Genomic DNA, 12486 nt, shown 5'->3' with positions numbered 1-12486 from the left:
GGCGGGTGATGCGCCGCAGTTCGAAAGCCAGTGCCTCGTTGTCGATGTCGGCGACGAGCGGATGCACGACCCCGACGGCGATGGCGCCCGACAGCATCGCCGCCAGGACCCGGCCATCGGCACCGGGATCTCCGGCGAGCACCCGGTAGAGACGCTCGATGAAACGCTGGAACGGTTGGTGATCGGCGAGTAGCCGGACGATGACGGGATCGAACTGCAAGGTGCTGGCCGCACCGCGGCGTTCGACGGCCAGGTCGATGACCCGGTCCAGCAACAACTCTCGCGCCCGCGGCAGGTGATCTTCGGCCTCGGCGGCCTCCAGCGCTTCCTCGAGGCCGCCGAGCTCGCGCTCGGTGAGCGCGATGACGATCTGTTCTTTGGTCTTGAACTGGTGGTAGACGGCCGCTTTGGTGACCCCGATCGCGTCGGCGATCATCTGCAACGAGGTTCCCCCCACGCCGTGCTCGGCGATCAGTTTCAGTGCCGCGTCCATCACGCGCGTCTGGGCGGGACTGCGCGTGATGGAGCGCAGCCGGGGGGCGGGGGGCGAGGAAACCACACGACGAGACTAGCCGAACGGCTATTGACGCCTGACTAGCCGATCGGCTAGCTTCGCGACTAGCCGGGCGCGGCCCGGTGTCTGGGGTGCCGGAGGGAGTCAGGCGATGTCCGACATCGGCGGGAGTCATCCGCAAGGCCGGCCGTCTCCGTCAATCCCCCTGCGGCGCGTCGACGGCGAGTTGATCCTGCTGTGGACGCTGCCCGTCGTGGTGGTCATCTGGGTGGCCGCCTTCTTCCTGTTCCCGGGCTTCGACCCGCCGATGTCGCCGACGATGACCGCCGAGCAGGTCGCCGCGTTCTACCGCGATCCGGCCCACCTGCCCGAGATCCGCTACAGCATGATCCTGTTCAACTGGTTCGGCGTGTGCCTCATCCCGATGCTGACGCTGATCGTGATGCAGGTCCGCAGGATGGCGCATCGCACGCCGATCTTCTCCTACGCATTGCTGGGGTGCGTGGCCGGCGGTCCCACCCTTTTCCTCGTCGCCGACGTCTGCTGGCTGCTGGCCGCCTTCCGGCCGGAACGAAGCCCCGAGCTAACGGAGCTGTTGAACGACTTCGGCTGGATCACGTTCACCATTCTGGTCCCCTTCCTGATCGGGCAGAGCGTGATCCTCGCCCTGGCAATATATTTCGATGACCAGCCGTGCCCGATATTCAACCGCTGGGTGGCGCGCTTCAACCTGGCCGTGGCGGCCGCGTTGGTGCCTGCGTCCTTCGCCGGCCTGTCGTTGTCCGGTCCGTTGGCGTGGGACGGCGCGTTGTCATTCTGGCTGAAGAACATCGCTATCGCCGTGTGGCTCGTCGTCATGGGGGTCGTCGTGGGCCGGGCCGTCTATCGCGAGCGCGCCGACCACCGCCGCGACGGCGCGGAACTGGTCGGCGTATGAGCGCGACGACGACACACCAGGGGCCGCCGCCGACGCCGCCCGCCGGCCCGCTGCTTCGACGCATCGCCTGGCAGTGCCGGCACCATCCCAAGCGCGAGTTGTGGCTGGCCTGGGGCACACTCGTCGTCTTCTACAGCCTGTTCTTCCCGATTTTCTTCGTGGTGACCCGGGTGCAGCCACCGCCGCAGCCCGCCTGGGACCTCGCGACGCAGGTGCACTGGTTTCACGAACGCCACCTCGGGATACCCGTCGGCTTCGGCATCATCTTCGCGGTCGGCGGCATGATCGCCGTGAACAACGCCCTCATCGCCTACTCGATGCGGCGCATGTCGGTCAGCGCGGTGTTCGCGTACTCCTACCTGATCATCTACTCGCTCAGTGCGATTCCCGGCATGCTGTTGCTCAACATCGCGCTGATCGTCGGCACGCTGCGACCAGAGCGCGACCCCCGGGCGATCGGCTGGCTCTACGACTTCGCCTTCCTGTCCTTCGACGGGACCATGGGGGTCTTCCTGATCGGCTCGCTGATCTGGCTGCTCGCAATCCTGCTCGACACGAATCGGGTCTTTCCCAAGTGGTTTGGCTACCTCAACCTGTGCAACGCGCTCACCGAGGTCGTGGTGGCACCGTGCTGGATCTTCCGGCGGGGCGTGCTGGCGTGGAACGGTCAGATCGCCTGGTGGCTGAACGTGGTCGTGTTCGGCATCTATACCGGTGTCTTCATCTTCATGCTCATGCGCATGATCCAGCGTGAGGACTTCGGTGCCGGGACCCTCCCGGAACTCGCGGCCGCGCGATGACACACGTGGCCGAGAAGACCGAACGCGCCGGGGCCGTACCCGGCCAGCCCGACATGTGGGCCTTCGTTCTGTTCGAAACCTTGATATTCACAGCGTATTTCGGATTCTACCTGTTCTACCGCGGCCGGAACGCGCAGCTGTTCCTGCACTCGCAGGCGCAGCTCGACCTGCGCATCGGGGTCTTCAACACGCTGGTCTTGTTGCTGAGCTCCTGGTCGGTGGCGCGCTGTGTGCAGTCGTCTCGGGTCGGCGCCTACCGGGCGGCCCTCAGGGATGTTTTCCTCACGGCCGGATTCGCCGCCGTTTTCCTGTTTTTCAAGGTCTTCGAGTGGGCCCGGTTGGTCCGCATGGGAAACGGCCTGGACAGCAACGACTTCTTCACCTACTACTTCTTTCTCACCGGCATCCATTTCGTGCACCTGCTGATCGGGTTCGTGGTGCTCGGTGTTGTCGCGTACCAGCTTTGGAGTCCGGCGCGGCGATCGCAGGAGCTTGTCGAGACGTGCGCGACGTACTGGCACACGGTCGACTATCTGTGGGTGCTCATCTTTGCATTGCTGTACGTGGTGAGGTGACGGTGCTCAAAGTCAACAAGCGGCTGTTGGGGGTCTGGGTCGTGCTGGCGTCGTTGACGCTGGGCTATCTGGCGATCGACCACGCGGATTCGCTGAAACCCAGCGCGTTGGTCACGTCCAGCGTCATCGTGATCGCGCTCATCAAGGTGCGCATCATCTTTCGGGAGTTCATGGAAGTCAGGCTGGCTCCCGCCCTGCTGTGCCGACTGACCGATACCTGGGTGATTCTCATCGGGGCGAGCCTGCTGGGCACCTATTTCGCGGGCATGACGAGCCGGTAGTCACCGGATCGCGCTTCGGTGCGGCCGCCGTGGCCGGTGTGTGGCGCCTGCGCAATGCACATCAGGAGCACTGTTGCCTATGTCACTTTTCAATAATGATCGACAGATGTTTTTGTGGCGTCTTCTGGGGTGTTTTGTGCACGCACGTCGAATTGCGTCGTAATCTACCCGATACGTCGAACCCCTTGACATGTAGGTGGCGCCATGACGTTTGTGATCGCAGCACCGGAGATTCTGGCAACAGCGGCCTCGGACGTGGTCGGTATCGATTCGACGCTGAGCGCGGCGAATTCGCTGGCGGCGGTGCCAATCACCACATTGATACCCGCCGCCGGTGATGAGGTGTCGGCGGCGGTTGCATCATTGTTTTCCGGCCACGCGCAGATGTACCAATCGCTGCTTGCTCGTGCCCAGGTCTTCCACCAGCAGTTCGCGCAGGCACTGAATAGCGCGGGAATTGCCTACGCGGCCGCCGAGGCGGCCACAGCCACCTCGCTGCAGAATCTGGACCGCACCGTTGTGGGCCTGATCAACGGGTCGTCGAGTATGTTGCTGGGCCGTCCCCTCATCGGCAATGGCGCCCATGGGCCGGGGAACGCGGATACCGGCAGGTCTGCCGCGGTTTCGTCCGGCGGTGGCGGGGCTGGCAGCGGAACCGGCGCCACGGGGGCCGGTCTTTCCAGCGCAGGCTCCGGCAACGCTGCCACCGGTGGCAATGCCGGCGCGACGGGCGGTAGCAGCGCTACCAGCGCAGTCAGCAGTGTCAGCGGCGCCAGCCTCAGTGGCACCGGTAGCGGCGGGGCTACGACGACCTATGCGGTGACGTCGCATTGGGGCAACGGTTTCATCGCGAATTACACGATCACCAATTCCGGCACAACTCCGTTGACCAACTGGCAGCTCCAATTCAATCTGCCTGCAAACGAATCCGTCACGAATCTGTGGAACGGGCAGCTTACGCAGTCCGGCAGCCAATACACCGTCAGCCCGGTGTCCTGGACGCAAAGCATTGCGCCAGGCCATTCGGTCACCATCGGCTTCCAGGCCACCCAGAACGGTGCATATTCGGCACCGACGCATGTTCTGCTCAACGGACATTCGATCAGCGGCGCTGGCACGGGTACGGGTACGGGGACGGGGACGGGGACGGGGACGGGGACTGGCACGGGGACGGGGACTGGCACGGGGACGGGTACCGGGACGGGGACGGGTACGGGTACTGGCACGGGGACGGGGACGGGGACGGGGACTGGCACGGGGACGGGGACTGGCACGGGGACGGGGACTGGCACGGGGACGGGTACCGGGACGGGTACGGGGACCGGTACGGGGACGGGGACCGGTACGGGTACGGGTACGGGTACCGGGACGGGCACCGGCACCGGCACGGGTAGCGGAACCGGCGGCGGCAGCGCCAGCGGGGTAGAGGCGACATACAAGGTGACGTCCCAGTGGAACAACGGCTTCGTTGCCGATTACACGATCACCAATACGGGTTCGACTCCACTGACCAACTGGCAGGCCCAATTCAACCTGCCCGCAAACGAATCCATCACCAGCGCCTGGAACGCGCAGGTCGCCCAGTCCGGCACTCAGTACACCCTGACACCCGAGTCGTGGGACCATTCGATCGCAGCGGGCGGTTCGGTCACGGTTGGCTTCCAAGTCGCGCACACCGGCAGTTACTCACCGCCCACCCATTTGCTGGTCAACGGGCAATCGGTCAGTGGCGGCGCTACCGGCACCGGCACCGGCACCGGTACGGGTACGGGAACGGGCACCGGTACGGGGACCGGCACCGGTACGGGTACGGGAACGGGCACAGGTACGGGGACCGGCACCGGTACGGGTACGGGAACGGGAACGGGCACAGGTACCGGTACCGGCGGGGCGTCGTCGCAGGAGTACAACCCCTATGTCGACGTGACGCTCTGGCCCGGGCCCAATGGGTACAACTTCGCGAACGCCGCCAATGCGGGAATCAAGGACGTCACGCTCGCCTTCATCACCGCCGATGCCTCGGGTCACCCGGCCTGGGGCGGCTACGGCGCGTACGACGTCACCGGCGGTTCCCAAATCTCATACATCAACAACCAGATCGCGGACATGCACAGCGTGGGCATCACCGGGACGATCTCCTTCGGCGGCGCGGCCGGCACCAGCCTCGCCGTGTACGCGGCATCGAACCATCAAAGCGCCGCCCAGCTGGCCCAGGACTACGAGCAGGTGGTGAACACCTACAAGATCTACAACGTCGACTATGACGTCGAAGGTGCTGTGCAAGGCAATAATTCGGCGCTCACCTTGCAGTCGCAGGCGATCAGCATCATGCAGCAGCAGGAGGCGTCCAACGGCACGCCCGTCACCGTCTCGTACACGCTTCCGGTGCTGCCGTCGGGTCTGGTCGCGGGAACCAACGGAGGCATCAACGTCCTCAACTTCGCCAACACCAATGGCGTGGACGTCTCCCGGGTCAACATCATGGCCATGGATTACTACGACCCGTCGGTCACCAACATGGGCACGGCCGCAATCGACGCGGCGACGGCCACCCACAGCCAGTTGATGGCGATGTACCCGTCGCTGTCCAGCCAGCAGGCGTGGCATATGCTCGGAGTGACACCGCTAATCGGAATCAACGACGACCCGAGCGAAATCTTCACCCTTGCCAACGCGCAACAGCTGACCACTTTCTCTCAGCAGCACGGGATCGGCGAGCTGTCCATGTGGGAGCTTCCCCGCGACCTCACGGGCACGTTGGGCGCCGCAGACGCCACCACCGGTAGTGGAATTGCGCAGACGCCCTTCGAGTTCTCCCAGATCTTCGAGCAGATCGCCAGCCCACCCCAGACGTGATGTGCGGCCGGAGCGGTTGAAGCTCCAATTCTACTGCCGTGCTTAGCCGTTCGGCGTGAATGTGAGGTACAGCTCGCTGAGCCCTCGCAGGATGTAGGTCGGCTCGTAGGTGTATCGCCGGTCGTCGGCCGGGCCGTGCTTGACCTCGTTGATCTCGATGTCGGCCATGCGGTCCAGGATGCGTTCGATCGACACGCGGCCCTCCACGCGGGCGAGCGGCCCACCCGGGCACGAGTGCACGCCGCGCGCGAACGCCATGTGCTCGCGCACATTCTTGCGATCGATGCGGAACTCGTGCGGATCCTCGAACCGGCGCGGGTCGCGGTTGGCCGCACCGGGTAGCACCATCACGACGGTGCCCGCGGGAATGTCGACCCCACCGATCCGGGTGGCCTTGCGGGCCAGTCGCGAGTCGCTTTTGACCGGGCTCTCCATGCGCAGCGACTCCTCGATGAACCCGGGGATCAGGCTGCGGTCATCGCGCAGCTGCTGCTGGATGTCCGGCCGGTCGCCGAGTACCTGGAGCGCGGCGCTGAGCAGCTTGGCGGTGGTTTCCTGCCCGGCGGCGAACAGAAACGTGGCCGAGCGGACCACCTCGATCACCGGCGGCGTCGAACCGTCGGGATACTTGGCCGACGCCAGGGAGGTCAGCACGTCGTTGCGGGGCTCGCGGCGACGTTCCTCGACATACGAGCAGAACTTGTCGTCGAGCCACTCCAGCGGGTTGACGCCGACCGACTCGTGGTCCAGCGCGCCGACTCGCGCCTCGGGACGCTCGGCGCCCAGGACGACACGGAACTCCTTGTGGTCGTCCTCCGGCACGCCGAGGAGGTCGGCGATCACCAAGGTGGCGAACGGCTTTGAATACTCGGCGATGAACTCGCACTCGCCGTTGTGCAGGAACTCGTCGAGCTGGCGGTCGGCGAGGCGCCACATGAACTCCTCGTTCTGCTTCAGCCGGCTCGGCGTCAGCAGCTTGCTCAGCACGGACCGGGCCTTGGTGTGGTCCGGCGGGTCCATCGTGACCATGTGCTCGTTCATCGGAAAATAGCTGCGGTGCGCGTCGATCTGGGCGCTGATGTCGTCGCCCTCCGGCGTGAACGGCAGCGGGGGAAACGGCCCGCCGAGCGCGACGATATTCGAGAACGTCTCGGGGTCCTTGTAGATCTCGGTGGCTTCGTCGTAGCCGGTGACGGCGACGACCCCGTAGTGCGGCAGCCTCAGCACCGGGTTCTGGCTGCGCAGGTAGTCGAAATAGGGGTGCGGGTCGGGGACCAGGGAGGGATCCGCGAAGAAGTCGATCGTGTCGAAATTGCTCATGTCGTGCATCCCTCCAAAGCCGCCGTCGGCCCTAATGACTGCTCGGCGGCGAGACTCCGCGCCGCCCCGGTCCGATATCCACGAAGTGCTGAGCACTTGCTTAGCATGGCGGTAATGTCGGGGTCAAGATCACCGCAGCGCGCCACGATACGATCCGTGGGGTTGGCAAGGGAGCGCGAAGAGTACGGAGCACGGGCATGACGACTTCTTCCGCGGCTCGCAGGATCGGGGCGCCGGACGCCAAGAACCGCGGGCTGCTGCTCGACGCGGCCGAGCAGCTGATGCTCGAAGAGGGCTACGCCGCCGTCACCTCTCGCCGCCTGGCCAACAAGGCGGGGCTCAAACCCCAGCTGGTGCACTACTACTTCCGCACCATGGAGGACCTGTTCCTCGAGGTCTTCCGCCGCCGCGCCGAAGAGGGCCTTCAGGTGCAGGCCCACCTGCTGCAGTCGGCGCAGCCGTTGTGGGCGTTGTGGAGGTTTGGCACGGACCCCGCGTTCACCCGCATCTCGATGGAGTTCATGGCGCTGGCCAACCACCGAAAGGAGATGCGCGCCGAGATCGCTTACTACGCCGAACGTTTCCGGGAGGAACAACGCCAGGCGGTCACGGCGGCGCTGCAGCGATACGAGGTGAAAAGCCAGGATGTGCCGCCGGTGGTGTGGACCGTGCTGATGACCAGCCTGTCCCGATTTCTCGTGCTCGAGCAGGCCATCGGCATGTCCGGTGGCCACGCCGAAACCGTGGAAGTGGTCGAAGACCACCTGCGCCGCCTGGAGGGGGAGCCGCAGCCGATCCCGGATATGCCCCAGGCCTGGGTGGTTCACCAGGTGCGCAACGAACAGAGCGCGCCCTTGGGGCCGAGTTTGGACACCACGACCTTGCCATCCACCGACAGGTCGCACTGAATTCCGCCGGCCGCCAACGGTTCGCGACCGGTGGTGACGGTCACCATCGCCCACTGATCGGGGTTGAGCAGGCTCACCGGCTGAACCCACGGCTTATCGGGACCGACATCCGCGTGCACCTGCGGGGTGAACGTGTACGGGTTGTGGCTGTAGTCGGCGAAGACGGTGGGGTCCTGGTCCTGGTAGAAGATGTCGACATGGGCGGGGGTTCTGGACGAGACCACGTACACGACCTGATGCCAGACCGGGTCGGCGTGAGCACGTCCCGTGCTTGTCGCCAAACCTGTCCCGGCCACCAACACCGCCGCACCCGAGGCCAACAGTTTCCCTATGGTGCTCATGTCGCTCCTCCGGGCGCCGTGCGCGGACTGCCGGTGCGGTTCATCACCCGCTCTGCGGCCTGCCAGTGGGCGTCGCCGACCCACAGCCGTGCAAAGGATGCTATCGCCTCATCGGGCGAAACTCCGCCGATTACCCGCTTTATCTCGGTCGCCGGGCGGTTGGCCAACGACCTGGCGACCGAGCGCCATCCCACCTCGAAAGAGGAGCGGGGCACCACCACGTCCACCAAGCCCATTCGCTCGGCCTCGGCGGCGTCCAGCGTCCGCCCGGTGCCCGCCAGCAGCAGCGCCTTGCTCTTTCCAACGAGGGCGGCCAGCCTTTCCGCGCCGCCCCAGGCCGGCATGATCTTCAGCGCGACCTGGTTGAAGGCGATCTTGATGTCGTCGGCCGCCACCCGGATATCGGCGGCGACCGCGACCTCGGCGCCGCCACCGAAGGCGTGGCCGTTCAGCGCCGCGACGACCGGCGCCGGAAAACTCGCCAGCTGATCACAGACCGAGCGCATCCTCCTGGCCATCGCCGCGGCGTCCTCTTCGGTGCGCAAGGCACTCAATTCCTTGAGGTCACCGCCCGATACGAAGGCCCGATCGCCGGCGCCCCTGATCACCAGTGCCTGAGCGCCCGCCGCCGCGGCGAGCGCTTTTTCCAGCTGCTCCATGGTGTCGAGCGCGATGGCGTTGCGCGCATGCGGGCGGTCGATGGTGAGCACCGCCAACCCGTCGTCGAACTCCAAGTCCACCATGCGTGATTGCTCCCTGGGTGCGAGGACGCGACATTGGCATTCTCTTGCGCGGAGAATAACATCACCGCTGCAGGCCAGGACTTGTCGTCGAGGATCGAGGTGGCTTCGTGCGCAATCGGAGCGCGGTGGTGGTGGCCGTAGTGCTGGCGGTGGCAGGGCTCGGCGCCTGCACCGCGCGTCCGCGGACGCCCCTCTCCGGGTCGGCGTCGGTGACCGTCGACGGCAAGGACGCGAAGATTCCCGTGGTCAAATGCCATCAGCAGGAGTGGTACCGGACGATCGAGATCGGCGGCGACTTCGCCGGGGCCAAGATCGTCGTCGACGAACATGCGCAGCCGCTCACCACGACGTCGGTGCGCATCCAGAACGTGGGCGGCTTCACCGGCATGTACTCCCAGGGCGACGGGGGCAGCGCCGACATGAGCTTCAGCGGTGACAGGTTCACGATCACCGGCACCGCCAACGGGTTCAAGACCGACAAACCGAACGAACCGGCATCCGCCGTGTTCAAGATCGTCGCGACCTGCTGACCGCCGCCGTCGCCGACCCGTCGAGGGGTCGCCGTTGCGGTGCGGCAACTGAGAGAATAGTATTCTCACGAATCAAGAAGGAGGATTCCATGGGGCAACTGTCGCATCGGGAGGACGTCCCGTTTCCGATTTTTGACGCGGACAACCATCTCTACGAGCCGCCGGAAGCGCTGACCAAGTTCCTGCCCAAGGAGTACAAGGACTTCGTCCAGTACGTGCAGGTCAACGGGCGCACCAAGATCGCGATCCGCGGCCACATCAGCAACTACATCCCCAACCCGACCTTCGAGGTCGTCGCCCGGCCGGGCGCCTGGGAGGAGTACTTCAAGTACGGCAACCCGGAGGGCAAGAGCAAGCGCGAGCTGTTCGGTGAGCCGATGCGGGCGATCCCGGCCTTCTTCGAGCCCGGCCCGCGCCTGGAGAAGATGAACGAGCTGGGCCTGGACCGCACCCTGATGTTCCCGACACTGGCCAGCCTGATCGAGGAGCGGTTGCGCGACGACCCGGTCGCCATCCACGTCCTGATCCACGCGCTGAACCAGTGGCTCGACGAGGTCTGGGGATTCAACTACCAGAACCGCATCTTCACCACCCCGGTGATCACCCTCCCGATCGTCGAGAAAGCGATCGAGGAGCTGGAGTGGGCGGTCAAGCGCGGTGCCCGCTGCATCCTGGTCCGCCCGGCTCCCGTCCCCGGTTTCCGTGGGCCCCGGTCGTTCGCGGTGCCCGAGTTCGACCCGTTCTGGGAGCGGGTCGTCGAGCACGACGTGCTGGTTGGCATGCACTCCAGTGACAGCGGCTACTCCCGCTACACCTCCGAGTGGGACGGCGCCGAGCAGGAGATGCTGCCGTTCCAGACCAACGCGATGGGCATCCTCAACGAGTGGCGGCCGATCCAGGACTCGGTGGGGTCGTGGGTCATCCACGGGGCGCTCTACCGCCACCCGAAGCTGAAGGTCGCCATCGTCGAGGCCGGTTCGAAGTGGATGAACCCGCTGCTGGACGGCCTGGCCGAGGTCTTCCGGAAGGCCCCGGAAGCCTTCCCGAGCGATCCCGTCGAGATGGTCAAGAGCCGGATCCACGTCAGTCCGTTCTTCGAGGACGGCATCGACGATCTGGTCAACCTCGTCGGGGTGAATCAGGTCCTGTACGGCTCGGACTGGCCGCACCCCGAAGGGCTGGCGGAGCCGACCTACTACGTCAACGCGCTGTCGCACCTGTCCGTGGAGGATCAGGCAAAGATCATGGGCGGCAACCTCGCTCGTCTCGTATCGGTGTGAGACCGGCCGCGACGACGTGGCAGACCATCCCCGAGATGGTCTTGAGCGCGGCGGACCGGTTCGGCGACGCGGAAGCGGTCGTCGACGGTCCGCTGCGCCTCACCTTCGCCGAGGTCGTCGAGCGAATACGCCGGGCCGCGGGCGCGTTCGCCGACCTCGGCATCGGCAAGGGTGAGCGGGTCGCCATCTGGGCCCCCAACTCCGCGGAGTGGATCGTCGCGGCGTTCGGACTGCTCACCGCCGGCGGGGTGCTCGTCCCGGTCAACACGCGATTCAAAACCGAAGAGGCGGGCGACGTCATCGTCCGCAGCGGGGCGAAGGCCGTGCTGGTGCAGAAGGGATTCCTGGGCCAGGACTACACGGCGCCGGCGGGCACGCCGGTCATCGACCTGAAATCCGACTTCCTTTCCAGCGGTTCACCGTTCCAGCGTGATGTCAGCGGCACCGACACCGCCGACATCATCTTCACCTCGGGCACGACCGGACGCCCCAAGGGCGCGATGATGAATCATCGGCAGACGCTGCGGATGTACGAGGAGTGGGCCACCCTGGCCGATCTGCGCGAGGGCGACCGTTACCTGCAGATCAACCCCTACTTCCACACGTTCGGTCTGAAGGCGGGACTCATCACGTCCTTCCTGCGCGGGGCGACGATGCTGCCGGTCGCGGTCTTCGGCGTCGACACCGTGGTGGATATCGTTGAGCGCGAACGCATAACGATGCTGCCCGGCCCGCCGACGTTGTACCATTCGTTGCTGACCGTGCGCGACAAGGACCGCCTGTCGACGCTGCGGGCCGGCGTGACCGGCGCCGCCGACATCCCCGTCGAACTGGTCCGCCGCATCCACGGCGAACTGCCCTTCCAGACGCTGATGACCGGCTACGGGCTGACCGAGGCCGGCAATGTCACCCTGTCCCGGCCCGGTGACTCCTTCGAGGATGTGGCCACCACCGCGGGCCTGCCGTGCGAGGGGGTCGAGGTGCGCGTCGCCGATGACGGCGAGGTGCTGGTGCGCGGCTACGGCGTGATGCAGGGCTATCTCGACGACCCCGAGGCCACCGCGCAAGCCATCGACGGCGACGGCTGGCTGCACACCGGGGATCTGGGCGCCATCGACTCGTCCGGGCGGCTGCGCATCGTCGGCCGCAAAAAGGACATGTTCATCGTGGGCGGGTTCAACGCCTACCCGGCCGAGATCGAGGGGTTCCTGCTCAACCACCCGGCCGTCGCGCAGGCGGCGGTCATCGGCGTTCCCGACGAGCGGCTCGGCCAGGTGGGCAAGGCATTCGTCGTCGCGAACGGGGCCGTGGACGCCGAGGAACTCATCGGCTGGTGCACCGAACGCATGGCCGGATTCAAGGTGCCGCGGTCGGTGGAGTTTCTCGACGCGCTTCCGCTCA

General features: G+C 65.9%; 13 protein-coding genes. 9 read left to right on the top strand and 4 right to left on the bottom strand.

Annotation, left to right across the window (positions count from 1 at the left end; genetic code table 11):
• The coding region (locus AC2VOR_RS07435; protein ID WP_486963506.1) for a TetR/AcrR family transcriptional regulator at positions 1–493 on the bottom strand (493 nt) is incomplete at its 3' end.
• Between the two features lie 172 nt (positions 494–665).
• Between AC2VOR_RS07435 and AC2VOR_RS07430 the strand changes: the two genes are divergently transcribed.
• The 5 genes from AC2VOR_RS07430 (at position 666) to AC2VOR_RS07410 (ending at position 5963) form a co-directional block, all read left to right on the top strand.
• Positions 666–1451, top strand: a complete 786-nt coding sequence (locus AC2VOR_RS07430) for a hypothetical protein (RefSeq protein WP_369737062.1) — start codon at positions 666–668, stop codon at positions 1449–1451.
• Complete coding sequence (locus AC2VOR_RS07425; protein ID WP_369737063.1) at positions 1448–2251, top strand: hypothetical protein; 804 nt, start codon at positions 1448–1450, stop codon at positions 2249–2251. Before AC2VOR_RS07430 ends, AC2VOR_RS07425 begins: the two co-directional genes overlap by 4 nt.
• Positions 2248–2826 (top strand): cytochrome c oxidase subunit 3 family protein, encoded by a 579-nt coding sequence (locus AC2VOR_RS07420; protein WP_369737064.1) that lies wholly within the window; start codon positions 2248–2250, stop codon positions 2824–2826. The genes AC2VOR_RS07425 and AC2VOR_RS07420 overlap by 4 nt, the downstream gene beginning before the upstream one ends.
• Positions 2827–2828: 2 nt before the next feature.
• Positions 2829–3107: a cytochrome C oxidase subunit IV family protein gene (locus AC2VOR_RS07415; RefSeq protein WP_369741446.1), complete on the top strand. Its 279-nt coding sequence runs from the start codon at positions 2829–2831 to the stop codon at positions 3105–3107.
• A 204-nt stretch (positions 3108–3311) separates the two neighbouring features.
• Complete coding sequence (locus tag AC2VOR_RS07410) at positions 3312–5963, top strand: cellulose binding domain-containing protein (RefSeq protein WP_486963504.1); 2652 nt, start codon at positions 3312–3314, stop codon at positions 5961–5963.
• A gap of 42 nt (positions 5964–6005) precedes the next feature.
• Here AC2VOR_RS07410 and AC2VOR_RS07405 read toward each other — a convergent pair whose 3' ends face one another.
• Positions 6006–7283 (bottom strand): cytochrome P450, encoded by a 1278-nt coding sequence (locus tag AC2VOR_RS07405; RefSeq protein ID WP_486963503.1) that lies wholly within the window; start codon positions 7281–7283, stop codon positions 6006–6008.
• A 197-nt stretch (positions 7284–7480) separates the two neighbouring features.
• On the opposite strand from AC2VOR_RS07405, the gene AC2VOR_RS07400 reads away from it, so the two are divergent.
• The gene (locus AC2VOR_RS07400) at positions 7481–8191 is read left to right on the top strand and encodes a TetR/AcrR family transcriptional regulator (RefSeq protein ID WP_369737067.1); all 711 of its coding nucleotides are present in this window, start codon (positions 7481–7483) and stop codon (positions 8189–8191) included.
• Here AC2VOR_RS07400 and AC2VOR_RS07395 read toward each other — a convergent pair.
• Positions 8107–8532, bottom strand: a complete 426-nt coding sequence (locus AC2VOR_RS07395) for a hypothetical protein (protein WP_369737068.1) — start codon at positions 8530–8532, stop codon at positions 8107–8109. The two genes, AC2VOR_RS07400 and AC2VOR_RS07395, sit on opposite strands and share 85 nt — an antisense overlap.
• Complete coding sequence (locus AC2VOR_RS07390; RefSeq protein WP_486963502.1) at positions 8529–9275, bottom strand: enoyl-CoA hydratase/isomerase family protein; 747 nt, start codon at positions 9273–9275, stop codon at positions 8529–8531. Before AC2VOR_RS07390 ends, AC2VOR_RS07395 begins: the two co-directional genes overlap by 4 nt.
• Before the next feature lie 107 nt (positions 9276–9382).
• On the opposite strand from AC2VOR_RS07390, the gene AC2VOR_RS07385 reads away from it, so the two are divergent.
• The 3 genes from AC2VOR_RS07385 to AC2VOR_RS07375 form a co-directional block, all read left to right on the top strand.
• On the top strand, positions 9383–9805 hold the full coding sequence (locus tag AC2VOR_RS07385) for a lipoprotein LpqH (protein ID WP_369737070.1): 423 nt from the start codon (positions 9383–9385) through the stop codon (positions 9803–9805).
• Positions 9806–9894: 89 nt separating this feature from the next.
• Positions 9895–11085, top strand: a complete 1191-nt coding sequence (locus tag AC2VOR_RS07380) for an amidohydrolase family protein (RefSeq protein WP_369737071.1) — start codon at positions 9895–9897, stop codon at positions 11083–11085.
• Between the two features lie 35 nt (positions 11086–11120).
• Positions 11121–12486: FadD3 family acyl-CoA ligase (locus AC2VOR_RS07375; protein ID WP_486963505.1), on the top strand; the 1366-nt coding region annotated here is incomplete at its 3' end.

The sequence above is a fragment of the Mycobacterium sp. TH-M103 genome, from assembly GCF_057473785.1.
Note: the sequence above shows the minus strand (reverse complement) of the source record. Positions and strands in the feature narration are given on the sequence as shown.

Coding starts and splice junctions, on each gene's coding strand:
- AC2VOR_RS07420 (WP_369737064.1), top strand. CDS start 2,248: ATGACACACGTGGCCGAGAAGACCGAACGCGCCGGGGCCGTACCCGGC.
- AC2VOR_RS07410 (WP_486963504.1), top strand. CDS start 3,312: ATGACGTTTGTGATCGCAGCACCGGAGATTCTGGCAACAGCGGCCTCG.
- AC2VOR_RS07400 (WP_369737067.1), top strand. CDS start 7,481: ATGACGACTTCTTCCGCGGCTCGCAGGATCGGGGCGCCGGACGCCAAG.
- AC2VOR_RS07395 (WP_369737068.1), bottom strand. CDS start 8,532: ATGAGCACCATAGGGAAACTGTTGGCCTCGGGTGCGGCGGTGTTGGTG.
- AC2VOR_RS07390 (WP_486963502.1), bottom strand. CDS start 9,275: ATGGTGGACTTGGAGTTCGACGACGGGTTGGCGGTGCTCACCATCGAC.
- AC2VOR_RS07405 (WP_486963503.1), bottom strand. CDS start 7,283: ATGAGCAATTTCGACACGATCGACTTCTTCGCGGATCCCTCCCTGGTC.
- AC2VOR_RS07425 (WP_369737063.1), top strand. CDS start 1,448: ATGAGCGCGACGACGACACACCAGGGGCCGCCGCCGACGCCGCCCGCC.
- AC2VOR_RS07380 (WP_369737071.1), top strand. CDS start 9,895: ATGGGGCAACTGTCGCATCGGGAGGACGTCCCGTTTCCGATTTTTGAC.
- AC2VOR_RS07430 (WP_369737062.1), top strand. CDS start 666: ATGTCCGACATCGGCGGGAGTCATCCGCAAGGCCGGCCGTCTCCGTCA.